Raw genomic sequence first — 22,500 nt, 5'->3', positions numbered from 1 at the left:
CTTCCTGACGGATCCCTCAGGAAGTCTCCCGTACGAAGTCACGGACCGCCCCGGCAAGCCCGTCGGGGCGGTCCAGTGGGATGAGGGTGCGGCAGTCGTCCAGCTCCACGAGCCGCCCCCGGGGCAGCAACTCGGCGAGTCTGCGGCCGTGTTCGGGCGGCATCATCCGGTCCTGCCTGCCCCAGACGACCAGGGCGGGGCGGTCGTAGGCGCGCAGCGCCTCGGCCGCCTCCAGCATTTCCGTTCTGCGCACCGAGCGCAGATAGCGGACGAACAGCTCGCGGTTGGTGGGGCTTGAGCGCAGCGGACCGATCCAGCGGTCGATCAGATCGTCGGCGACGGGCTTGTGCGCCATGACCGCGTAGCCGGTGCCGGGGACACGGCGCAGCGGGCGCAGCGCCAGACCGTTGACGAGGAGCGCGATACCGCCGGGGACACGGGCGGCGGCGTCCAGCATCTTTCCCCCGGCGCGCGGCGGGTAGTTGTCGAAGGCCTCGCAGCCGGCGATCACCATCCGGCCCACGCGCTCGGGCCGTGCGGCGGCGAGCTGCTGCAGCCGCCCGGCGTCGTTCTCCACGAACACCGTGTCGTCCCCGAGCTTCAGCGCGTCCGCGAACTCCCCGATGAGCAACGCCAGGCTGTGCGGGGCGAGTTCGGCACCAGGGCGCAGCGGCACCCGGTGGCTCCCGTACGGCAGCGTCGGTACGAGGCAGCGGAATCCGGCGCCGAGTTCGTCGACGACATGGCGCCAGACGCTGCCGTCCTGCGCGGGTCCGTGCAGGAGCACGACGGGGACGCCGCCGCCTCCTGTGTCCTGGTACTCGACCGGGCCCACGCCGAGGTCGATCTGCGCCATGGCTGCTCCCCCTGCCTCAGTCTGTCTCAGTCCGTCTCAGTGGCGGGCGGGGCTCAGTCGAGCACCGCCACTCCGTCCAGCTCCACCAGGCACTGATCGTCCCAGAGCCGTACGGCGCCGATCACCGCCATCGCCGGATAGTTCCGTCCCGCCAACTCCCGCCAGATCCGGCCGAGTTCGCGGGCGTGCGCGCGGTAGTCGGCGACATCGGTGGCGTAGACCGTGACCCGTGCCAGGTCCTCGGGCCCGCCGCCGGCCGCCCGCAGCGCCGCGAGCAGATTGGTCAGGGCCTGCTCGAACTGCTCGGGCAGGGCGCCGGGGGCGACCTTGCCCTCGGCGTCGAGGGCGGTCTGCCCGGCGAGGAAGACGAGGCGGGAGCCGGTGGCGGTGACGGCGTGCGAGAAGCCGGTCGGGGGCGAGAGCGAGGCGGGGTTGATGCGCTCCAGGTGTGCCTGCCGTGCAGGTTCCGGTGCCGCGCTCGCGCCGGAGTTCTCGCCGCTCGCACCGGAGTCCTCGCCGCTCATGCCGAAGTCCCCTTCCCGTACAGCTCCTTGGCGATGATCGTACGCTGCACCTCGGTGGCGCCCTCGTAGATCCGCGGGGCCCGCACCTCGCGGTAGAGGTGCTCCAGGAGATGGCCGCGCTGCAGGGCCCGGGCGCCGTGCAGCTGTACCGCGGCGTCGACGACCTCCTGCGCGGTCTCGGTGGCGAGCAGTTTCGCCATGGCCGCGCGTTTGGGCACGTCGTCCTCGCCGCGGTCGTAGGCCGCCGCGGCCGCGTACACGAGCAGGCGCGCGGCCTCCGTGCGGGTGGCTAGCTCGGCGACCCGGTGGGCGACGGACTGCTGGTCCTTCAACACCCCGCCGAACGCCCGGCGTCGGGCGGTGTGGGCCAGGGTGGCGTCGAGCGCGGCCTGCGCCATGCCGACGGCGAACGCGCCGACGCTGGGCCGGAACAGGTTGAGCGTGCCCATCGCGACCCGGAAGCCGCGGTCCTCCTCGCCGATGAGGTCCTCGCGGCCCACCGGCACACCGTCGAAGGCGAGGGCGCCGATGGGGTGGGGCGAGAGCATGTCGAGCGGGGTGCCGGTGAGGCCCGGACGGTCGGCGGGGACGAGGAAGGCGGAGACGCCGCGGGCCCCCGCGCCCGGTGTCGTACGGGCGAAGACGGTGTAGAAGTCGGCCTCGGGCGCGTTGGAGATCCAGCATTTCCCGCCGGTGAGACGCCAGCCGCCGGCCGCCGGTTCGGCGGCCAGGGAGAGCGCCGCCGCGTCGGAGCCGGCGTCCGGCTCGCTCAGCGCGAACGCGGCGACGGCCCGCCCCTCGCTGACCCTCGGCAGCCACAGCGTGCGCTGGGCGGGGGTGCCGTGCGCGTGCACCGGATGGGCGCCGAGGCCCTGCAGCGCGAGGGCCGTCTCGGCCTCCGTGCAGCCGTACGCGAGGGACTCCCGCATCAGGCAGAGCTCCAGGGAGCCGGAGGTGAACAGCCTTGACAGCAGACCGAGTTCACCTAGTTCCTGCACCAGCGGGCGGTTGAGCCGGCCCGGCAGGGACCGTTCCGCGAGGGGGCGCAGGCGCTCGGCGGCCAGCGACCGCAGCTCCTCGCACCACCGCAGCTCCTTCGGTTCGAGCGCGAATGCCGACACCGACACGCCTCCTTCTCGGGGAGTTATCGCGGACCGTTGACTGCCGTCACCATCACGATACGCTCGATGCGCGACGCCACCACGTCCACGGCACTTCTTAGGGGCGACCCATGGAGCTGACGAACTCGGCCCACGCCGACACCTTCCCCCGCGACCATCTGCCACCCGCCGACCAGTGGCCCGAGCTCGTCTTCGACCGGCCCGAACTGCGCTACCCGGACCGGCTCAACTGCGCCGCGGAACTCCTCGACCGCACCGTGGAGCAGTTCGGCGCCGGCCGTCCCGCGTTCCGTTCGCCGTCCGGCGAGGTGTGGTCGTACGCCCGGCTCCAGAGCCAGGTGGACCGGATCGCGCACGTGCTCACCAGTGATCTGGGAGTGCGTCCCGGCAACCGCGTGCTGCTGCGCGGGCCCACCACGCCCTGGCTCGCGGCCTGTTGGCTCGCCGTGCTCAAAGCAGGCGCGGTCGCGGTCACGGTGCTCGCCCAGCAGCGGGCCGCCGAGCTGGCCACGATGTGCGAGATCGCCCGGGTCGGGCACGCGCTGTGCGATGTGCGCAGCGTCGACGACCTGGCCAAGGCCGAGGTGCCGGGGCTGCGGATCACCGTCTTCGGCGGGGAAGGACCGGACGATCTGCTGCGGCGGGCCGAGGAGAAGCCGGAGCGGTATCCGCCGGTGGCCACGGCGGCCGACGACGTGGCGCTGATCGCCTTCACCAGCGGCACGACGGGCCGCCCCAAAGGCTGTATGCACTTCCACCGCGATGTGCTCGCCATCGCCGACACCTTCTCGCGGCACATCCTCAAGCCCACCGCCGACGATGTGTTCGCGGGCAGCCCGCCGCTCGGCTTCACCTTCGGCCTCGGCGGCCTGGTGATCTTCCCGCTGCGCGTGGGCGCCTCGTCGCTGCTCCTCGAACAGGCGGGTCCCAAGCAGCTGCTGCCCGCCATCGCCGAGCATCGGGTGTCGGTCCTGTTCACCGCTCCGACCGCGTACCGCGCGATCCTCGACGAGCTCGACGCGTACGACGTCTCGTCGCTGCGGCGCTGTGTGTCGGCGGGCGAGAACCTGCCCGCGGCCACCTGGGAGTCCTGGCACGAGCGCACCGGCCTGCGCCTCATCAACGGCATCGGCGCCACGGAACTCCTGCACATCTTCATCTCCGCTGCCGACGAGGCGATCCGCCCCGGCACCACGGGACTGCCCGTGCCCGGGTGGCACGCGCGCGTGGTGGACGACTCGGGCCACCCGGTGCCGGACGGTGAACCCGGTCTGCTGGCCGTGCGCGGTCCCGTCGGCTGCCGCTATCTCGCCGACCCGCGCCAGCGTGCGTACGTACGCGACGGCTGGAACATCACCGGTGACACCTATGTCCGCGAACCGGACGGCTACTTCCGCTATGTCGCCCGCGCGGACGACATGATCATTTCGGCGGGCTACAACATCGCGGGCCCCGAAGTCGAGGACGCTCTGCTGCGCCACCCGGACGTGCTGGAGGCGGCGGTCGTCGGGCAGCCGGACGAGCTGCGCGGCCAGATCGTCGTCGCCCACGTGGTGCTCCGCGAGGGGGTGCCGCGCAGCGAGGCGACGGTCGCCGTGCTGCGGGACTTCGTCAAGGGCGAGCTGGTGCCGTACAAGTGCCCGCGCGAGATCGCCTTCCCGGACGCGCTGCCGCGCACTCCCACGGGCAAGTTGCAGCGCTTCCGCCTGCGCGCTTCCGGGAGCCCGCGCGAGCACGCGTCCGAGGGCACGGAGGGCCCGGCCTCCGGGGGCACGCGTGACCCCCGCTAGCGCACCTGTTCTGTCGTTCTAGAGTGATCACGTGGCAGAGCAGCACACTCCGCGGTCCCTGATCGTCACCTACTACGGCGCGTACGGCCGCCGTACGCCGGGCCCCGTGCCGGTCGCCGAGCTGATCCGGCTGCTCGCGGCGGTCGGTGTCGACGCGCCCTCGGTGCGCTCCTCGGTCTCGCGCCTCAAACGGCGCGGCCTGCTCGTGCCGGAGCGCACCCGGGACGGCGCCGCCGGGTACGCCCTTTCGGACGACGCCCGCCAGCTCCTGGACGACGGCGACCGGCGTATCTACGCGCACGAGGAGCCGAAGACCGGTGAGGGCTGGGTCCTCGCCGTCTTCTCGGTCCCGGAGTCCGAGCGGCACAAGCGGCATGTGCTGCGCTCCCGGCTTGCCGGCCTCGGCTTCGGCACGGCGGCCCCCGGGGTGTGGATCGCGCCGGCCCACCTTCACGAGGAGACCCGCCACACCCTCGACCGCCTCCAGCTCTCCCCGTACGTCGACCTGTTCCGCGGCGAGCACCTGGGGTTCGCGGCGACGGCCGACGCGGTCGCGCGCTGGTGGGATCTGGCGGCCGTCGCCGCACGGCACGAGCAGTTCCGCGACCGGCACGAGCCGGTGCTGCGCGCCTGGGAGACCCGCGACGACACCCCGCCCGAGGACGCCTACCGCGACTATCTCCTCGCCCTCGACTCCTGGCGCCGGCTGCCGTACATCGACCCGGGCCTGCCCGCCGAGCTGCTGCCCGCCGACTGGCCGGGAACCCGCTCGGCCGAGGTGTTCGCGGCACTGGACGCACGACTGCGGGCGGCGGGAGCGGCCTTCTGCGAGGCCGGCTCCTAGTAGGTGCTCCAGTGGCGTGCGCTCGTGTATCCGCGCACCCAGGCCGCACGGCGCAAGTCGCCTTCGGCGTAGGGGCACACTCTGACGGGCTGTCGCTCGCGGCCGGCCCGCTGACCTTCGTTGATGGCGCGTACGAGCTGCTGCCGCGGTCCCATAGAGCGGGTGCCTCCCTGGTCGGTCTCGGTCTCCTGGCCTCCGGGGCCGAGCCATGGCGCCGGCCCCCGGACCAAGACCGTCGCAGCTCCCCCGAGGCACACGCAAACGCGACGCGCACCGCCGCCCGCGCCCCGTCGCCCGCCGCCCGCGCCCCGTCGCCCGCCGTCCGCGGGCCGGGGCTCCGGCGCCGCAACCGCCGTGCACCCCGTCGCGTCGTACAAGGTCATGACGGCTCGCGCATCCCGCCTCCAACTCACCGCCTGGACCGCGGGCGCCGGTGCCGGCGCGACCGTCGGTTACGGGGCGATCCTGCTCGCGGCACGCGCGCGTGCCTACTGTGACGCGGGCTGGGAGGCGGGCGGGAAGCTCGAGTTGAACGTGCTGCTGGTGCCCGTGATGGCCGCCTTCGCGGGTGCTGCGCTGCTCGGCGCGATGGGTGCGCGCCGCGCCACCGCGCAGGGATCACGCGGCGCGAGGGCCACGGCGCAACTGCTCGCCGTGGCCCTCGTCCTGACCGCCCTCACCTGGTGGATCTTCGCCTGGCTCGGCACCCTCGACGGCTACCCGGGCGACTCGGGCCTGTGCCCGGCGAGCAATGTGCCGCCGTGGTGGCCACACTGGATCCCCGCCTGAGGGTTCCGCGCCTGACGGTCGCCGAGGGTGAGGCGGGGTTTCGGGGCGTCCGTGCGGCCTGTCTGCGGGCGGCGGCTGCCCGCCTGGTAGGGCAACGGCCAGCCGGCGCCAGGTCCCGCGTAGCCCTGCTCGGCGGCCGCGTGCAGCGTCCAGTGCGGGTTGTAGAGGTGCGGCCGTGCCAGGGCGCACAGGTCCGTACGGCCCGCCAGGATCAGGGAGTTGACGTCGTCCCAGGAGGAGATGGCGCCCACCGAGATCACCGGGATGCCGGTCTCGTTGCGGATCCGGTCGGCGAACGGGGTCTGGTACGAGCGGCCGTACTCGGGTGCCTCGTCGGCGACGACCTGGCCCGTGGACACATCGATGGCGTCCGCGCCGTGCGCGGCGAACGCGCGGGCGATCTCCACGGCGTCCTCGGCGGTGGTGCCGCCCTCGGCCCAGTCGGTGGCCGAGATCCGTACCGTCATGGGCCGCTCCGCCGGCCAGATCGCGCGGACCGCGTCGAAGACCTCGATCGGGAAGCGAAGCCTGCGCTGCAGCGATCCGCCGTAGCCGTCGGTGCGGCGGTTGGTCAGCGGGGACAGGAATCCGGACAGCAAGTAGCCGTGCGCGCAGTGCAGTTCGAGCAGATCGAAGCCACAGCGCGCCGCCCGCCAGGCCGCGGCGGCGAACTGCTCGCGGATCTCGGTGAGTCCGGCCCGTGACAGCTCCTGCGGAATCTGGCTGCCGGGTTTGTACGGCAGCGGCGATGCGGCGGACAGCGGCCAGTTGCCGTCCGGCAGGGGCTCGTCGATGCCTTCCCACATCAGTTTCGTGGAGCCTTTGCGGCCGGAGTGGCCGAGTTGCAGGCCGATCGCGGCGCCGGGCGCCTGGTCGCGTACGAACGAGGTGATCCGGCCCCAGGCGGCGGCCTGTTCGGCGTTCCACAGGCCCGCGCAGCCGGGGGTGATCCGGCCTTCCGGGCTCACGCACACCATCTCGGTCATGACGAGACCGGCGCCGCCGAGGGCCCGTGCGCCCAGGTGCACGAGGTGGAAGTCACCGGGGACGCCGTCCACGGCCGAGTACATGTCCATGGGCGAGACGACGACGCGGTTGCGCAGCTCCAGATCCCGCAGGCGGAAGGGCGTGAACATCGGGGGCGTGCCCGGCGTGCAGCCGAACTCCCGCTCCACCGCCTCGGTGAACCGGCCGTCGCGAAGGCGCAGATTGTCGTGCGTGACGCGGCGGCTGCGGGTGAGCAGATTGAAGGCGAACTGCCGTGGCGGCTGGCCGGCATAGCGGGCCAGCTCCTCGAACCACTGCAGGCTGGCGCGGGCCGCCCGCTGCGTGGAGGCGACGACGGGGCGGCGCTCGCTCTCGTACGCGGCCAGGGCCTCGGGCAGGGTCGGCTGTTCCCCGACGCAGGCGGCGAGGGCGAGGGCGTCCTCGACGGCGAGCTTGGTGCCGGAGCCGATGGAGAAGTGCGCGGTGTGCGCGGCATCGCCGATGAGTACGCAATTGCCGTGCGACCAGCGGTCGTTGACGACCGTACGGAAGGTGGTCCAGGTGGATTTGTTGGAGCGCAGGGGGCGGCCGCCGAGCGCATCGGCGAAGATCTTGGCGCAGCGCTCGGTGGACTCGGCCTCGTCGAGCTCGTCGAACCCGGCCGCGCGCCAGACCTGTTCGTGCATCTCGACGATGACTGTCGAGGCACCCGCCGCATAGGGGTAGCCGTGCAGCTGCATCACGCCGTGCTCGGTCTCGGCGATCTCGAAGCGGAACGCGTCGAAGGCGAAGTCGGCGGCGAGCCAGATGTAGCGGCAGTGGTGTTCCTCGATCCGGGGCCGGAAGGCGTCGGCGTGCGCGGCCCGGGTGCCGCTGTGCACACCGTCGGCGGCGATGACGAGGTCGTACGCCTGCGAGAGCTCCGCCGCCGGCGGAGCCTCGGCACGAAAGCGCAGCTCGACTCCCAGCTGGCGGCAGCGCTCGTGCAGGATCTGCAGCAGCCTGCGGCGGCCGAGCGCGGCGAAGCCGTGGCCGCCCGAGGTGTGTCTGTTTCCCCGGTGCACGATGTCGATGTCGTCCCAGCGCACGAACTCGGCCTGCAGCGCGGCGTAGACGACCGGGTCGGCGTGCTCGATGCCGCCGAGGGTCTCGTCGGAGAGGACGACACCGAAGCCGAAGGTGTCGTCCGGGGCGTTGCGCTCCCAGACGGTGATCTCGCGGTCCGGGTCGAGGCGCTTGAGCAGAGCGGCGGCGTAGAGCCCGCCGGGTCCGCCGCCGATGACGGCCACCCGCAGCGCGGCCATCGCTAGCGCCCCTGCCACTTCGGCGGGCGCTTCTCGGTGAAGGCGGCGTGGAACTCGGCGTAGTCCTCGCCGTTCATCAGGAGCGCCTGGGTGGCCGCGTCCAGCTCCACAGAGGCGGCAAGCGGCATATCGAGCTCCGCGGTGAGCAGCGCCTTGGTCTGGGCGTGGGCGAGCGAGGGGCCTTCGGCGAGCCGTCGTGCGAGCTCCTGGGCGCGCCGGCCGGCATCGCCTTCGTCCGTCAACTCGCTGATCAGGCCGATGCGTTCGGCCTCGGTGGCGCGCACCGGATCGCCGAGCATGAGCAGCCGGGTGGCATGCCCGAGGCCGACGACGCGCGGCAGCAGATAGGCGGCGCCCATGTCGCCCCCGGACAGGCCGACCCTGGTGAACAGGAAGGCGAAGCGGGCCGAGGGGTCGGCGATCCGGAAGTCGGCGGCGAGGGCGAGGACGGCGCCGGCGCCCGCGGCGACCCCGTGCACAGCGGCGATCACCGGGAACGGGCACTCCCTGATGGCGCGGACGACCTGGCCCGTCATGCGGTTGAAGTCGAGGAGCTGGGAGGTGTCCATGGCGAGCGTGGCGCCGATGATCTCGTCCACGTCACCGCCGGAGCAGAAGCCGCGGCCTTCTCCGGCGAGCACCAGGGCGCGCACGGATTTCTCGCGGGCCAGCTCGGCGAGCAGGTCGCGCAGATCGGCGTAGGCGCCGAAGGTGAGCGCGTTGAGCTTGTCGGGGCGGGCCAGAGTGACCGTGGCGACGCCACTGTCGTCCGTGGTCAGCCGGATGTGCTGCCACTCGGGGGTGCGGGGTGCGGAGCCGGTGAAGGGACTCATCGTCTGCGGCCTCCTTCGGCCGTCGGCGGTCGGGAGCCTGCACCGAAGTTATCACCCGTACGTGACCACCGTCACGGGTACGCAATAAGCCATGCGGGCCCCGGCAGAGCGGAGTTCATGCCCGCCGAAGGTCCCGCGCCGATGTGGCGCAGGTCCCATGGAGCCCCGTACACAGCCCCTACACGCGGCGACATACCATTCGTAATGTTGAAAGCAGGACAGCCTGCCTGCAGCCTGAACGGATCCGCCTTGCACGAACACGCCGCCGCCCCCACCTCGTGGCGCATAGCGCTTCCGCACACCGCGGCGGCCGTGCCGGTGGCCCGCGCCTTGATCCGTACCGCGCTGCAGGAGATCGAGGAGTCCCCCGACTGCGACACCGCGGAGCTGCTCACCGCCGAGCTCGTCGCGAACGCCGTGGAGCACACCACGGGGCACGCCCCCATCGAGCTGGTCGTCGAGCTGCTTCCGACCGGCTGTCAGGTCGAGGTGCACGACCCCGACCCGGCGCCTCCCGGCGATCTGTCCCGCCCCTCTCCCGCCGAGGTGCCCGACCCATGGCAGGAGCACGGCCGCGGCCTGCTCCTGATCCGCACCCTCAGCCAGGCCTGCGGCCACCGCGCGACCGAGTCGGGCAAGGCGGTCTGGTTCACGCTGCCGACGCGTCCGTAGCGCACGGCCGCAGCGCACCGCCGTAGCGGGGCGGGCGCCAAAGCGATCCGGGCGCCGGGACCCGGCTCACCCGGCTCACCCGACTCAGGCGAGGGTCGCGACGAGTACCGCCTTGATGGTGTGCAGCCGGTTCTCGGCCTCGTCGAAGACGACCGAGTGCTCCGACTCGAAGACCTCGTCGGTCACCTCCAGGGCGCTCAGGCCGTGGCTCTCGTAGATCTCACGCCCCACCTTCGTGCCCAGGTCGTGGAAGGCGGGCAGGCAGTGCAGAAACTTGACCTGCGGGTTTCCGGTGGCGCGCAGCACGTCCATGGTCACGGAGTACGGGCCGAGTGCCGCTATCCGCTCGCCCCAGACCTCCTTGGGCTCGCCCATGGAGACCCAGACGTCGGTGGCGACGAAGTCCGCGCCGGCCACGCCCTCGGTGACGTCCTCGGTGAGCGTGATCCGGGCACCGCTGGTCTCGGCGAGCTTGCGGGCCTCGGCCACGACGGCGTCGGCGGGCCAGTAGGCCTTCGGCGCGACGATCCGTACGTCCATGCCGAGCAGCGCCCCGGTCACCAGGTAGCTGTTGCCCATGTTGAAGCGGGCGTCGCCGAGGTAGGCGAAGGAGATCTCCGTCAGGGGCTTGTCGCTGTGCTCGGTCATCGTCAGCACGTCGGCGAGCATCTGCGTGGGGTGCCAGTCGTCGGTGAGGCCGTTCCACACCGGCACGCCCGAGTACGCCGCCAGGTCCTCGACCGCCGCCTGGCTGTCCCCCCGGTACTCGATCCCGTCGAACATCCGGCCGAGCACCCGCGCGGTGTCCTTCACCGACTCCTTGTGTCCGATCTGGGAGCCGGAGGGGTCGAGATAGGTGGTCGAGGCGCCCTGGTCCGCGGCCGCCACCTCGAAGGCGCAGCGGGTGCGGGTGGAGGTCTTCTCGAAGATCAGCGCGATGTTCCTGCCCTTGAGGCGGGGCACCTCGGAGCCGGACTTCTTGGCCGCCTTCAGCTCGGCCGCGAGGTCGATCAGGCCGCGGAACTCCTCGGCGGTGAAGTCCAGCTCCTTGAGGAAGGGGCGGCCGGTGAGGTCGGTGGCCATGGGCGCTCCAGGGGGCGTACGTACGGCGATGAACGAGAACTCTGGAAGTCTATACGATAGCCAGCATTTTTATACAGCCTTTGGTTCCGGGGACCGCGCCTCACCGCGGGACCGCGGCGCCCTCACACCGCCTCCCGCTCCACCGGGCAGCTCATGCACCGCGGCCCGCCACGGCCGCGCCCCAGCTCGCTGCCGCGGATCTCTATGACCTCGATCCCGCGCTTGCGCAGATGGGTGTTGGTGGTCGAGTTCCGCTCGTACGCCACCACGACGCCGGGCTCGACCGCCAGCACGTTGCAGCCGTCGTCCCACTGCTCGCGCTCCGCCGCGTGCACGTCCTGGGTGGCGGTCAGGACCCGGATCTCACTCAGGCCGAGGGCGGCCGCGATGGCCCGGTGCATATGCTCCGGCGGATGGTCGGTGACCTTCAACTCCCGCTCGCCGTCGCCCCGTTCAATGGTGTACGAGCGGAGCATGCCGAGCCCGGCGTACTGCGTGAACGTATCGCCGTCGACCATCGTCATCACCGTGTCCAAGTGCATGAAGGCACGGCGCTTGGGCATGTCGAGGGCCACGATCGTGGTGGCGCTGCCCGCCGCGAACAGCTTGTGCGCCAGCATCTCCACGGCCTGCGGGGTGGTGCGTTCGCTCATGCCGATCAGTACGGCGCCCTTGCCGATCACCAGGACGTCGCCGCCCTCGATGGTCGACGGATAGTCGCTCTGCCCTTCCGACCAGTGGTGGAAGCTGCCGGCCGTGGGGCCCGTGAAGAGCGGGTGGTGTTTGTAGATGGCCTCGAAGTGCACGGTCTCGCGCTGCCGCGCGGGCCAGCGCATCGCGTTGATCGACACTCCGTCGTAGATCCACGCCGAGGTGTCCCGGGTGAACAGATGGTTGGGCAGCGGCCCGAGCAGGAAGTCGTCCAGGTCCATGGCGTGGAAGCGCACGGACGTCGGCTCGGGGTTGCGCTCCAGGAACTCCCGCTTGGTCATCCCGCCGACCAGCGCCTCCACCAGTTCGGCGGAGGTCATCGTCTCGAAGGCGGCCCGCAGCGGGTCCGTGGCCAGCGGCCCGTACTCCTTCTCGTCGAAGACCCGGCCGAGTACGAGCGACTTCGCGGCCGGCACGTCCAGGGCCTCGCGCAGCAGATCACCGAAGAGATGCACCTGCACGCCGCGGTCCCGCAGCACATCCGCGAACCCGTCGTGCTCCTGCCGCGCCCGGCGCACCCACAGCACGTCGTCGAAGAGCAGGGCGTCCTTGTTGCTGGGGGTGAGGCGCTTCAGCTCCAGATCCGGCCGGTGCAGGATGACGCGGCGCAGTCGGCCGGTCTCGGAGTCGACGTGGAATCCCATGCCCCCATACTCTCCGCCCGCGCCGCCCACCACCCGTCATAGCGCAAACATGGCGATCAGGAGGATGACGCAGAGGACGCCGAGCCCGAGGAGCACTGCCACAATCAGCCGGCCGTCCCCGCCCTCGGCCTGCGCCTCCGCGACCGGCACCGGCACCGGCACCGGCACCGGCGGTGACAGTGCGGCGGTCCCGGGTTCCTCACGCAGCCGACCTGCCGGTGGCTGCCTCGGCGACTCGGCCTTCCGTGCGGACGTGGGCCCCGCCGGGGTGGCGGCGTCGAGCAGGGCCAGCCACACAACGCTGTCGAACCCCGGCCCGCCCTCACCCTCCAGGATCTGCCGCACGGCCCGACGGGTGATCGGCTGGGCGCCCTGGGCCAGGCGGGGCAGCACCTCGGCGATACGGCGGGCGTGCCGGGGGTCGGTGGCCAGCGGACGGACCGCCCAGCGGTACAGCTCGGCCGCGTTGGCCGCCTGCAAGCGGTCGTCGCCCGGGTAGCCGACGGTCCCCGGGCCGCAGTGGTGGGTCACGAAGAGGTCGAGGCGCAGGACTGTGTCGCACAGGTCGTGGCGGAGCGAGGCCTGCCACCCCGGGCGGCGCCGGGCGATCTCATCGACCAGCAGGGTCACCGCGTCGTACGACAGGTCGTCGGCCAGCGCTTCGATGAGCGCCCGGTCCTGGGCCGCGCGGACGGCGGCCCCGGCGGCGGCCATGCCGTCGTCGCGGGCGTACACGGCGTGGAGTCGCTCGCTCAGTTCCTGGTAGCCGGTCGTGGGCCCGCGGCGCCCGGTGCGGCGGCGCCCGGCGAAGCGCCTTCCGTGGCGGGGGCCCTGTGCCGCCCGCCAGCGGGGCGGCAGCGGCGGGAGTCCGGCGTCCGGTTCGTGAGGAGCGGGCGCGGTGGCCGGATCCAGGAGTTCCGCGGCCAGGGACCGGTCGGCGGGGGCGGCCGGCGCGGGGGGTGCGCCAGAGCCGGCTGGAGCATGGGGGGCGGCTGGTGCGGCTGGTGCATCGGGTGCCCGACGCTGCGCGTACCGCTTGCCCTGCCGTTCGTCGTGCTGTTCGTCGTGCTGTTCGTCGTGCTGTTCGTCGTCCGGGCCCGGGCCGAGGGGGTCGGTGGCGGAGGCATGCCGCGCTTCGCGTAACGGACGGCCGTCGTACGAGGCCTCCGGCAACGGCTGCCCGTCGTACCGCCCGCCGAGCGCGTGCTGCTCATCGGGGTTCCAACCGGCGTACTGGGGGCCGCTGTTGCGAGCCCGGTCGTCAAGACTGCGCAGGGCGTGTTCCGCCGAGGCGAGCGCCGTGGACCGGTCCTCCCAGGGGCGTGCGCGGGCCGCCGCGCCGAGGGTACGGGAGACCGTGTACTCCTGTTCCTCACCGCGTCCCACACCGTGCAGATAGTGCTCGGCCAGGCGGGCCGCCACGTCCGATGCGCGGTCGCCATGCGTCTCCAGGGGGTCGATACGCACACGGGCTCCGCCGGGAGCGGCGGGCGCCGACCAGTCGTGGACGAAGGCGAAGCGGATCGCGGGGGTCTCGGCCGTGTCGTGGGTGGCGAAGGTCCACGCCCCCGGCAGCACACCGCCGAACATCCCGTACAGGCCCCACAGCACCGGGCACGGACCGACCCCGCCCGGCTGATCCAGCACAGTGAACACTCCCCGGGGACGGCGCAGAAGTTCGGCGGCGACTCCGGTCAGCCCGGGTTCGGCAGCGGCGAGAGAGTCCGCGAGCAAACGCTGGCCGTCCTCGGCAGCGGCGAGCAGCGCGGCGGCGCGGACCGGGGGGATGGCGCCGCGTACCTCGCCGAGCGGCAGGTCGTTGCCCTCCCAGGACCAGGTGTGCAAGCCGAGGCAGGTCTCCTCGTCGAGGAGGCCGCGGTGGGCGAGCAGCGCGTGGCACACGGTCCCCGCGCGGCCTCCGGGCCCGCGCCAGGGGATGCGCCGGATGAGCACACTACGGTTCTTCCGGGCCAGGCGTACCAGAGCGGGGGCCGTGCTGGTGCCCCGGGCCCGCAGCAGCGGGGCGACACCGTGGAACAGTTCCTCGGCCTGTTCCTTGCCGCACGACCAGGCCACCGGGCCGAACCCCGTGGTGCCGAGGTCGTTGTCGCCCTCCCAGCGGAAGACGATCTGGTCCACCTCTTCATGCCGGGCCATCACAGACCCACCTCCCCCAGGTCCACGCCGGGCAGCAGTCCGGCCATGGCGAAGATCGACAGCAGTGGCGCGAGAACCCTGCGGGGCCGGACGCCGTGCGGGTAGACATCTCCCTTGGCCTGACCGCCGGTGGCCGCGACGAAGTGCAGGGTGCAACGGCTGCAGTCGTCGAAGGGGCGCAGCCACGCCTGGCTGCCGTAGTGGCGCACGAAGGCATAGGCGTCACGGCTCTCGGCACGCAGCGCCCCGGCGTCGATCCGGGGCGGCAGGGCCCGGCCGAGCCAGCGGTCCACCGACGGATCGAAGCGGACGAGGTCGCTCTTGTTGAGTGCGATGGCGGCGGCGGCATCGACATACCGGCCGGTGCGCGGTATCCGGCCGAGCACGGTGTTGAACGCCTCGTCACCCAGGTCACGCAGTGTCACGTCCCAGCGCTCGCGCAGCGGTGCCAGGCGCGGTAGTTGGAGCGAGCGCAGCGGGTCGAGGACGAAGATGAAGGCGCCCATGCCCATCAGGAACGTGGTGACGTCGTCATGGCGGGTCAGGTCCTCGCCCGCAAGGTCGAAGAAGAGCACCGGGCGGGTCCTGCCGTGCCCGCTGACGAGCAGCCCGTCGGCGAAGCGGGCGAACTGGGTCTCCACGGTGGGTTTGAGGACCTGCCCCTGGCGCAGCGGCTGCACCTGGTCGCGCAGGAACCTGCGGTGGTCACCCGGGCTGAGCGGCAGGCACTTGAGGCCGTAGGGCTCGAGGCCACCCTGCTCGATCTCGCCGAGGATCGCGGCGAGCAGATGGGTCTTGCCGACCGTGGAGCTGCCCACCATCGCGATGGTGAGCGGCTCTCCGTTGGTCAGATAGGGCACCGGCAGATAGTGCTCGTCCACGCCCTGCCCGTACGGGCACTGCTGGACGGCCTTGCGCAGGGCGTCCTGACGGTGCATCGGGCGGCGCTCGCCGCTCAGGTCGAGGGGCTTGAGCTCATTCTTTGCGTTGGGCGTGAACAGCCGGGACTCGTCGTACGCGATCGGCAGCAGGCAGTGCGGGCAGAGCGTGGGCCGGGGGGCCGGGCGGGCCGTGGTGTCGGCAGGCGCGCCCGCGGAGTCGACCGCGGTTCCCGATCCGAACAGGGAGCGCAGCCCGCGCCGCGACCGGACGGGCTCCTCCGGCTCGCCCTGCCGCACCCCGTCCAGTCCCAACCGGCCGCGCTTCACCGCGATTTGGCTGTCGTACTCGCCGCGTGACCTGGCCAGCGGATCGGCGCCCGGCGGGGCGGAGAGCAGCGGGTCGGGGGCGTTGAGCAGCCGCATCAGTTCGGCCGGTGCGGGCCGCGCGGCGGCGAGCGGGGCGAAGGCGCCGCTGCCTTCGAGCGCCGCCAGGCGGCGGAACTCGGGCAGGTCGGGGGGCGGGCCGTCGGCGGGGCCCGGCCGCCCGGCGAGCAGGAAGTACATCAGCTGGGCGACGCTCCACAGGTCGTCGCGCGGGTCGGCGACGCCGGTGCCCGAGCGCTGTTCGGGAGCGGACCAGGGAGCGGCACCGAATGCCTCCCTCGGCTCACCGGTGCGCAGCGCGTGCCCCGGCTCGGCCAGGCGGATGTGCGTCCCGTCCCAGCGCACGCTGTGCGGGGTGATGGCCCGGTGGACGAGTCCCAGATCCTCCAGGAGACGGACCGCGAGGGTGAGTTGAGTGAGGACCTGGTGCTGTTCCTCAACAGTGAGGGCGCCCTGCCGGCCCGCGACGGGGGCGCCGTCGGGGACGCGGTAGAGCACGAAGGGCTCCGCCGCTTCCAGATCGAAGCCGATGACACGGGTGAACAGCTCGACGTAGCGATCGGATTCAAAACGTCGCTCGACGGCGACGGCGGCGCTCACCTCACGTTCCAGTGCCGCGTACGCCGACGCGTTCCCCTGGGCCGACAGCGGCAGCCGGTACTGGAGCACCGACCAGCCGGAGGCGAGCACCACCTTGCGGGCGAGCAGCGGTTCGCGGCCGGGTACCGGGCGGTCGGCACCGAAGCGGGCCGCGAACCGTACGGGCTCCTCCTTGTGCGTGCGGAACTCCAGCTCGTCGGTGCCGCCCGGCACGGCGGTGCCGTCCATGGCCGCCCTCTCCGCTCCCGAGGTCATGGCGCCTCCCCCTCCTCCGTCCTGACGTTCCTGACGGTGTCCGCGCGCAGCGGCACCAGGCGCAGCACGCCCGCGTGCCGACCGCCCGGTGTCCACAGCACGTCCTCGGCGGGACTGTGCCAGCCGTCCCGGGCCGCGTCGGGCTCGGCGCCCCGGCGCATCGCCAGCGGCGCGAAGCGCAGGGTGCGTTCGGCGAGCGGGTCCTTGGACAGCAGCCGCCGGTGCTCGGGCCGGCACAGCGCGATGGCCCGGTCCGGCTGGTCGGCGCCGAGCAGCCGGCCTGCGTGGTCGGCCGAGACTCCCAGCAACTCGGCTGCGCCCGGGCGCATTTCGGGTTCGGGGACGAACGGCGGGGGCGCGGCGGCGCCGTCGCGAAGAAGCCGCTGGTGTTCCTCGTCCAGAAGCTCGTCCATGGATTCGCACAGCGACCCGGCCGGCACGGTCGCCGGGTCTCGTTCGATGGCGGCCCAGCGGCCGCCCAGGATCATGAGGACACCGTGGGCCAAGTCCGCGACGAGGGTGTCGACCAGGCGGCTGCCGCCGTCGCCGCGTTCCCGTTCCAGCCAGGGCGGATCGGAGTAGGTACCGGGTTCCGGGGCCCGTGGCGCCTCGTCGGGCACGGTGGCGGCCTTCGCCGCGTCCGGTTCGAGGTCCGGCTCCGGCTCCGGCGCGCCCCGCGGGCCGTGGCCGCCCAGCCAGTCGTCATCGGCAGCGCTGTCACCCCAGTTGTCCCAGCTCCAGGAGTCCGCGACGGCCTGGGCGGCCGGCAGGTCCTGGGGCGCGGCGTTCGCGCCCGCAGACGCGATGAGCCGCTCGTCTGCGGTGTCGGCGAGTGAGCGGACCAGTTGGGCGACGCCTCGGGCGCCGTCCGAGCAGTGGTAGCGGGCGTCGGCGAACAGCCAGTCGTGCACCACCGTCTCGGCGAGCAGCTCGTCCAGGCCGGACAGCGCACCCACCGCGAACTGAGCGTCCGTCTCGGCCCACCAGCGGTCCACCGACACGGTCCACTCGTGTACGGAGAACACGGCCAGAGCGGTGAGGGCGAGCACCAGAGCCGCGATGCCCGCCACCAGCGGGAGTCCGACGAGCTGCCCCACGGCGGCACCCGCCACTCCGCCCAGGAGCCCGGCGAGCACCCGCAGTCCGGTGCGGGCGCTGCCGCCGCCGTCGATGCGGCCGTCGTAGGAACGGTTGGGCCGGTGCCGCAGCATGAGCAGGACGAGTCCCGCTCCTGCCAGGCCGGTCAGCGGACCCGACACCCAGCCGACACCCGGCCACAGCCCGGCAACCGCCGCCACCACGAAGGCGAGGGCGGCCTCCGCGTACTGCGCGCCCCACACCATGAACGGCACGGGCACCGCCAGTTCGGCGACGGCGCGCGCGGGGCAGATCTCGTCCAGCCTGGCGAGCCGGGCGGCGCTGCCCGCCGGGGCCGAGCGGTCGGCGAGGGCGGCGAAGCGTGCGGCCACCGAGCGCAGCGGCAGCTTGCGGCCGAGCAGCCGTTCGGCGTAGTGGCGCAGGCCGGGTCCGACGCCGGCCCGGGAGACTTCCGTGGTCTCGGGGAGTTCGATACCGCGTTTGAGGAGGCGGCTGCGCTGGTCGGGGCGCAGGCGGTCACCACCGCCGTCGGTCAGCGCTCCGGCAATGGTGTCGCGGTACTCGGCGAGCGTGTGCGAGAGCACCTCCAGACGGGCCGGCAGGTCCACTTCGCGGACGGCGGGCGTGTACAGTCCCGCCGCGCCGCGGATGCGCTCCATCCCGTCCACCGCGTCGCGCAGTGCCTCGTCGCACCGCTGGTGCTGCAGGGCGGCCGGCCCGTCCGGCAGGAGCCAGGCGCGGCCCGACACACTGCGCGGCACCGACTGACCGAGAAGCGGCGCCAGTTCGGCGGGCACCGCGTCGCCCCCCGCGACCGCGGCCCCGTCGGCGACCAGCGCCGGCGGCGGTACGTCCTGGCCGACCAGGCCCTCGATGGCCTGCCGCCAGGCGCGGGTCGCAGCCTCCTCGGTCAGATCGTGCTCGACCACGCGTACGGCGGGTACGGCGGTGCCGTGGACGACGTCGCCGAGTGCTGTGAGTACGGCGTCGAACACAGCTGATTCCGCGAGAAGTTCGGTCAGCGGCCGCAGTGCCGCAGCGCGCCGCCCGTCCTCGGCGTCGCGACTGCCCGCGCAGGGATCGGGAATCCACAGCACTCCCGTGTTGGGGGGCCGCAGCGCGGGCGGGCGGCGCAGCCAGGGCTCGTCCGGTGCGCCCACGGCCAGGCACAGGACGCGGGCCGGGCCGTACGCGAAGAGCTGCTCGTAAAGGAGTTGGTGGTGCACCAGTTCCACCGCGTCATCGACGACGAGGAACCGCGGCGATCCGGACAGCTGGGTCTGCTCGCGGGCTTCGCGGACCGCGCCGTGCCGGGCGGCGGCATCGGCGTGGCGCAGGTCGACGAGGACGACGCCGGCCCCGGCACGAGGGTGCTCCTGGTTCACTTGCCGCCCCCTCGCTCACCGTGATCGTGCCGGGCGTCGCCCCAGTCGCCCCAGTCGTCCTCGTCCCAGGGGTCGGCGTCACCCGCGCCGCCGGGCGTCTCCGCTCCTGAGGGCCCCTCGGCGCCGCGCCGCCGCGCACCGTCACCCGCCCGTGCGGCACCGGGCTCCCACGACGCGTCGGAGTCCTTGCCCCGCCGGGCGTCGCCGTCCGCCCGGGAAACCCCTGGCTCCCAGGGATCCTCGCGCTCCGCGGACCGTCGCCGCGCGTCCCGGCCGCCCGTCTCCCCTTCGCGTTCAGGGGTGCGGCCGTTGGCGCGCGAAGGCGCCGGGGAACCGGAGGATGCCTCGGCGCTGCGGGCGTCCAGGGCACGGAGGTTGGGGCGGGTGGGACGGGCCGCGCCCGGGAAGCGAAGGTCGAGGGCACCGGGGAAGGTCTCCGTCCAGAAGTGCCGCAGCGGCACGAGCCACTCCTCGTCCTCGGCGTCGAACCGGCCCGACAGTTCCTGGAGTTGGGCGAGCTGACGCGGGGCGACCTCGTGGACGAGGGTCCGGAACAGCTCCGACGGCGGTACGGAGGTGGTGGTGAGGCCCGCGGGCTGGGTGCGCATCAGCCGGGCGCACACATCCTCGATGATCTCGCCCTCGTCGAGCAGCGCCCACTGCTCGTAGGCCCGCAGGAGACCGGCCCAGCTGGACACACTCTTGTCGAAGGGTTCCAGGCGCAGCGTCATGGTCGCCGCGTCGCTCTCCTGCAGTCTGATCCGGATCATGTCGGGCGAGGCGGGGTCGCCCAGGACCTCGACCGCGCCGTTCCACATCGCGCACAGGATGCGGTGCAGGATTCGCCGCCGGTCGTCCTCGGTGCTGGCGAGCCAGTCGTCCCGGTAGCCGAGGCGCTGACGCCAGTGCAGGAAGTCGTCCTCGCCGTCCGCGTCCCGCGCCTGTGCCCAGAGCCGCAGCACATGCCGGACCTCGGAGACATCGGTGAGGCTCATACCGCTGCGGAACAGCACGACCGTGATGGACTCCGTGTCCACGGCCTGGAATTCGGTGACCGCCTCGGGCTCGCGGGGCAGATTGAGCTGCTGACTCAGATAAGTGGCGGCGCTGCCGTCCGCCTCGCTCTGCGGGTGGACGATCAGGACCTTCAGCGGGCCGCTGCCGTCCGGAACGAAACCGACCGGAAGGAGCGCGGCGAGCTGGGACCTGAATTGGTCGAGCAGCCGGGCATCCACCGTGGACTCGGCCTCCTCGTCGCCCGAAACGGCACGCAGGAGCACCCCGAGCGGCGGCAGCAGCGGCCGGTCGTTGAACAGGCTCGCCTCGCCGAACAGCCCTTTCACCCGCTGCTCGACGACCTGCTTGACCTCTTTGACCGCGGCTCGGGGCGAACGGCGGACGGCCTCGAGCGCCAGCTGCCAGTGTTCGGGCCGTACCAGTTTGGCGATCAGCGCGGCGGCGTCCGCGTTCTCGGGCAGGCCCTCGTGCTGCACCAGGCGCCGGTACACCTCGTCGTAGAAGGTGCGCAGATTGTTCTGCGGGGGCAGCAGGTACTTCACGCCCTTGCGGTCCTCGCGATACAGCTCCTTGCGGCGGTCCGCGAACAGCTTGGGTTCGTCCTTGCGGTGGGCGCGCAGGGCGCCGACGAGCTCGCCCAGCTCCTTGGTCGCCCGCAGGAACGCGGGACGCCAGCGGTTCTCGTACTCCTTCCAGCCGTGGTGCCAGTGCCGGTTCGCGCGCCAGTGGTACCAGACGTCCTGGACGCCCAGGGCCTCCTGGACGTCGGGATCACCCCAGCGTGCGGGCACCAGACCGCCCACGCCGCCCTTGATGCGCGGGACCTGCGGGGCCGACATGTCGACGCCCTCGGGTCGCTCGGGGTCGTTCTTGCGGTTCTCCAGCATTCCGGCGAAGCCGGCCTCGGCGGGACGCTGGGGATGCCCGGGGTGTCCCGTGAGCACCTTCTCCAGCTTGAACGGGCCTATCAGGCCCAGGAGTTCACGAACGCCCTGACCGGGTTTGAAGTCCTCGGCGAGGGAGGGTATTTCGCGGTCGAGCTCCCGGTCGAGGCGGCCGAGCCGGTCGTCCATGTCTCCGATCCGGTCGCGCAGGGCCTGGCCGATGGCCTTGCTGCCCTTCGGCAGCGGGTCGGGCCCGGGGACCTCGGGGGCCTCCCGGTACCAGAGGCGGGCGATTCCGGAGCGCTCGAACATGTCCACGATCTGCTCCGTGCCGCTCTCGGCAGCCCGTAACGCGTCCTCCTCCATGGCCTCCACCGCCTGTGACAGAAGCCGTCCTGCGACCAGTTCGGCGAGGTCGTCGACGGGCACGGTCAGGGAGGCGGCCAGGCAGGTGGACATACCGCGGAAACCAATGCCCGAGCGGGCCGGCTTCGAGCGCTCCACGCTCTTGTTGACAAAGCTCGCCGCGAACGACTGGTAGTCGCCCTCGGTCCGGCCCTGTTTGTTCTCGTCGCCGAGCTCCGTGGCGATCAGCGACATCACCATCGCCGTGATGGAGCGGCGCAGGTCCTCGGGCCTGATCCCCGCGGTCAGACTGAGCAGCAGCGCCGTCTGCACGGTGGAGGGCCGCATGGTGACCACGCCGTCCTCCGGGTACCGCACACTGCGCGGGTCACGCTGCTCCACATCACCGAAGTCCGACTCGGCGTCGGGCACGTTCTGGCTGTCCACGAGGCGGGACAGGTCGACCAGGGCGCGGGCCGAGTTGAGTTCGGCCTCACGGCCGCCGCCGGCCTGCGGCGGGAACGCCGAGGGCATCACGACCAGCGGGTAGATCTTCACGCCCGGCACCCGGGACTTGCGGAACTCGTGCGCGATCAGGTGGATGAAGTCGTAGTAGATGCCGGCACCGGTGCCGCCGGCCACGGAGAACGCCACGAACACATCGCAGCCCCTGATCTGCCGCCCGCCCATCTCCCGCAGATCTCCCGCGGAGTTGCTGATGGCGCCGATGGCGGCACGCAGCTGGCGAAGGACCGGCTCCAGGCCGCTGCGCAGCGTGGCGAACAGCGCCGCCCTGCCCACGGTCGGCAGCTGGCCGGCGCCGTTGTGCAGGGGCGCGACCCGGGGCTGGCGTTCCTTGGGCGGCAGCCAGCTGTGCGTCTCCTCGTGCAGGGCGACCCGCAGCATGCGGGTGACCTCGGGCGAGCTGTCGTAGTTGGTCGGCAGCAGGTCGTGGATGACCCGCGAGGTGCGCGCGTAGGCCGCCGCCTCCGCCCCTTTGGCGCTCAGGTGCGGCAGCCGGTCCAGCTCGGACTCACTGAAGTCCGCGTACACGAACTGCAGGCAGTCCGGCAGCTGGAATGGTGCGCGCCGCCCCTCGGCGACCAGTTTGGTGCCGTCGGGGCCGCACAGCTCCCGGCGCAGACCCCGTTCGAGTTCGGCGCCGATGCGTCCACCGGTGCCGCCCAGGCCTACGAAGAGCATGGGCTGGTAGATCTTCATCTGTCTCTCCCGTTGGGCGCCGGCTCGACGCCGTGTCCTGGCTGGGCCGGGCGTCTCGGCGACGCCCGTATGTGACCCGGGTGCGGCCGCCTCCTGGCGACCGTGGTACCGCCAA

General features: G+C 72.5%; 16 protein-coding genes. 4 read left to right on the top strand and 12 right to left on the bottom strand.

The window, feature by feature from the left end; all coding sequences use genetic code 11:
• Positions 1-16: 16 nt before the first annotated feature.
• The 3 genes from ACFQVC_RS01035 to ACFQVC_RS01025 are packed head-to-tail and all read right to left on the bottom strand — an operon-like array spanning position 17 to position 2,501.
• Positions 17-856: an alpha/beta fold hydrolase gene (locus ACFQVC_RS01035; protein ID WP_381825364.1), complete on the bottom strand. Its 840-nt coding sequence runs from the start codon at positions 854-856 to the stop codon at positions 17-19.
• A gap of 53 nt (positions 857-909) precedes the next feature.
• Entirely contained in the window at positions 910-1,380 is a 471-nt protein-coding gene (locus tag ACFQVC_RS01030; RefSeq protein WP_381825362.1) for a RidA family protein, read from the bottom strand.
• Positions 1,377-2,501: an acyl-CoA dehydrogenase family protein gene (locus tag ACFQVC_RS01025; protein WP_381825360.1), complete on the bottom strand. Its 1,125-nt coding sequence runs from the start codon at positions 2,499-2,501 to the stop codon at positions 1,377-1,379. The genes ACFQVC_RS01030 and ACFQVC_RS01025 overlap by 4 nt, the downstream gene beginning before the upstream one ends.
• Positions 2,502-2,611: 110 nt before the next feature.
• Between ACFQVC_RS01025 and ACFQVC_RS01020 the strand changes: the two genes are divergently transcribed.
• Positions 2,612-4,291 (top strand): AMP-binding protein, encoded by a 1,680-nt coding sequence (locus ACFQVC_RS01020; RefSeq protein WP_381825358.1) that lies wholly within the window; start codon positions 2,612-2,614, stop codon positions 4,289-4,291.
• Positions 4,292-4,322: 31 nt separating this feature from the next.
• Complete coding sequence (locus tag ACFQVC_RS01015) at positions 4,323-5,135, top strand: PaaX family transcriptional regulator (RefSeq protein ID WP_381825356.1); 813 nt, start codon at positions 4,323-4,325, stop codon at positions 5,133-5,135.
• Here the strand turns inward: ACFQVC_RS01015 and ACFQVC_RS01010 are convergent.
• Positions 5,132-5,290, bottom strand: a complete 159-nt coding sequence (locus tag ACFQVC_RS01010; protein WP_381825354.1) for an Rmf/CrpP fold protein — start codon at positions 5,288-5,290, stop codon at positions 5,132-5,134. The two genes, ACFQVC_RS01015 and ACFQVC_RS01010, sit on opposite strands and share 4 nt — an antisense overlap.
• A gap of 226 nt (positions 5,291-5,516) precedes the next feature.
• Here ACFQVC_RS01010 and ACFQVC_RS01005 point away from each other — a divergent pair, with 226 nt between their 5' ends.
• Entirely contained in the window at positions 5,517-5,924 is a 408-nt protein-coding gene (locus ACFQVC_RS01005) for a hypothetical protein (RefSeq protein ID WP_381825352.1), read from the top strand.
• Here the strand turns inward: ACFQVC_RS01005 and ACFQVC_RS01000 are convergent.
• Positions 5,852-8,215, bottom strand: coding sequence for a bifunctional salicylyl-CoA 5-hydroxylase/oxidoreductase (locus ACFQVC_RS01000; RefSeq protein WP_381827022.1), 2,364 nt, complete (start codon positions 8,213-8,215; stop codon positions 5,852-5,854). The genes ACFQVC_RS01005 and ACFQVC_RS01000 overlap by 73 nt on opposite strands.
• A 2-nt stretch (positions 8,216-8,217) precedes the next feature.
• Positions 8,218-9,048, bottom strand: coding sequence for an enoyl-CoA hydratase family protein (locus ACFQVC_RS00995; protein WP_381825350.1), 831 nt, complete (start codon positions 9,046-9,048; stop codon positions 8,218-8,220).
• A gap of 204 nt (positions 9,049-9,252) precedes the next feature.
• Here ACFQVC_RS00995 and ACFQVC_RS00990 point away from each other — a divergent pair, with 204 nt between their 5' ends.
• Entirely contained in the window at positions 9,253-9,720 is a 468-nt protein-coding gene (locus ACFQVC_RS00990) for an ATP-binding protein (RefSeq protein WP_381825348.1), read from the top strand.
• An 84-nt stretch (positions 9,721-9,804) separates the two neighbouring features.
• Here the strand turns inward: ACFQVC_RS00990 and argF are convergent, their stop codons facing one another.
• The 6 genes from argF to ACFQVC_RS00960 form a co-directional block, all read right to left on the bottom strand.
• Complete coding sequence (gene argF / locus ACFQVC_RS00985) at positions 9,805-10,803, bottom strand: ornithine carbamoyltransferase (protein ID WP_381825346.1); 999 nt, start codon at positions 10,801-10,803, stop codon at positions 9,805-9,807.
• Positions 10,804-10,925: 122 nt separating this feature from the next.
• On the bottom strand, positions 10,926-12,158 hold the full coding sequence (locus ACFQVC_RS00980) for an arginine deiminase (protein ID WP_381825344.1): 1,233 nt from the start codon (positions 12,156-12,158) through the stop codon (positions 10,926-10,928).
• Between the two features lie 36 nt (positions 12,159-12,194).
• On the bottom strand, positions 12,195-14,315 hold the full coding sequence (locus ACFQVC_RS00975) for a hypothetical protein (RefSeq protein ID WP_381825342.1): 2,121 nt from the start codon (positions 14,313-14,315) through the stop codon (positions 12,195-12,197).
• A complete protein-coding gene (locus ACFQVC_RS00970) occupies positions 14,315-16,435 on the bottom strand; it encodes a protein kinase family protein (protein WP_381825340.1) in 2,121 nt (706 codons plus the stop codon). Before ACFQVC_RS00970 ends, ACFQVC_RS00975 begins: the two co-directional genes overlap by 1 nt.
• The gene (locus ACFQVC_RS00965; RefSeq protein WP_381825338.1) at positions 16,432-18,918 is read right to left on the bottom strand and encodes a hypothetical protein; all 2,487 of its coding nucleotides are present in this window, start codon (positions 18,916-18,918) and stop codon (positions 16,432-16,434) included. Before ACFQVC_RS00965 ends, ACFQVC_RS00970 begins: the two co-directional genes overlap by 4 nt.
• Positions 18,915-22,385 carry a tubulin-like doman-containing protein gene (locus tag ACFQVC_RS00960; protein WP_381825336.1) on the bottom strand — a complete coding sequence of 1,157 codons (3,471 nt, stop codon included), beginning with the start codon at positions 22,383-22,385 and terminating at the stop codon, positions 18,915-18,917. Before ACFQVC_RS00960 ends, ACFQVC_RS00965 begins: the two co-directional genes overlap by 4 nt.
• Positions 22,386-22,500 lie beyond the last annotated feature (115 nt).

Origin of the sequence: Streptomyces monticola (genome assembly GCF_042665355.1) — a bacterium.
Taxonomy (GTDB): Bacteria; Actinomycetota; Actinomycetes; order Streptomycetales; family Streptomycetaceae; genus Streptomyces; species Streptomyces monticola.
Note: the sequence above shows the minus strand (reverse complement) of the source record. Positions and strands in the feature narration are given on the sequence as shown.

Bases quoted from the DNA above. Each gene is read 5' to 3' on its own strand.
- ACFQVC_RS01035 (WP_381825364.1), bottom strand. From the start codon at position 856: ATGGCGCAGATCGACCTCGGCGTGGGCCCGGTCGAGTACCAGGACACA.
- ACFQVC_RS01030 (WP_381825362.1), bottom strand. From the start codon at position 1,380: ATGAGCGGCGAGGACTCCGGTGCGAGCGGCGAGAACTCCGGCGCGAGC.
- ACFQVC_RS01020 (WP_381825358.1), top strand. From the start codon at position 2,612: ATGGAGCTGACGAACTCGGCCCACGCCGACACCTTCCCCCGCGACCAT.
- ACFQVC_RS01010 (WP_381825354.1), bottom strand. From the start codon at position 5,290: ATGGGACCGCGGCAGCAGCTCGTACGCGCCATCAACGAAGGTCAGCGG.
- ACFQVC_RS01005 (WP_381825352.1), top strand. From the start codon at position 5,517: ATGACGGCTCGCGCATCCCGCCTCCAACTCACCGCCTGGACCGCGGGC.
- ACFQVC_RS01000 (WP_381827022.1), bottom strand. From the start codon at position 8,215: ATGGCCGCGCTGCGGGTGGCCGTCATCGGCGGCGGACCCGGCGGGCTC.
- ACFQVC_RS00995 (WP_381825350.1), bottom strand. From the start codon at position 9,048: ATGAGTCCCTTCACCGGCTCCGCACCCCGCACCCCCGAGTGGCAGCAC.
- ACFQVC_RS00990 (WP_381825348.1), top strand. From the start codon at position 9,253: ATGTTGAAAGCAGGACAGCCTGCCTGCAGCCTGAACGGATCCGCCTTG.
- argF (WP_381825346.1), bottom strand. From the start codon at position 10,803: ATGGCCACCGACCTCACCGGCCGCCCCTTCCTCAAGGAGCTGGACTTC.
- ACFQVC_RS00980 (WP_381825344.1), bottom strand. From the start codon at position 12,158: ATGGGATTCCACGTCGACTCCGAGACCGGCCGACTGCGCCGCGTCATC.
- ACFQVC_RS00975 (WP_381825342.1), bottom strand. From the start codon at position 14,315: ATGGCCCGGCATGAAGAGGTGGACCAGATCGTCTTCCGCTGGGAGGGC.
- ACFQVC_RS00970 (WP_381825340.1), bottom strand. From the start codon at position 16,435: ATGACCTCGGGAGCGGAGAGGGCGGCCATGGACGGCACCGCCGTGCCG.
- ACFQVC_RS00960 (WP_381825336.1), bottom strand. From the start codon at position 22,385: ATGAAGATCTACCAGCCCATGCTCTTCGTAGGCCTGGGCGGCACCGGT.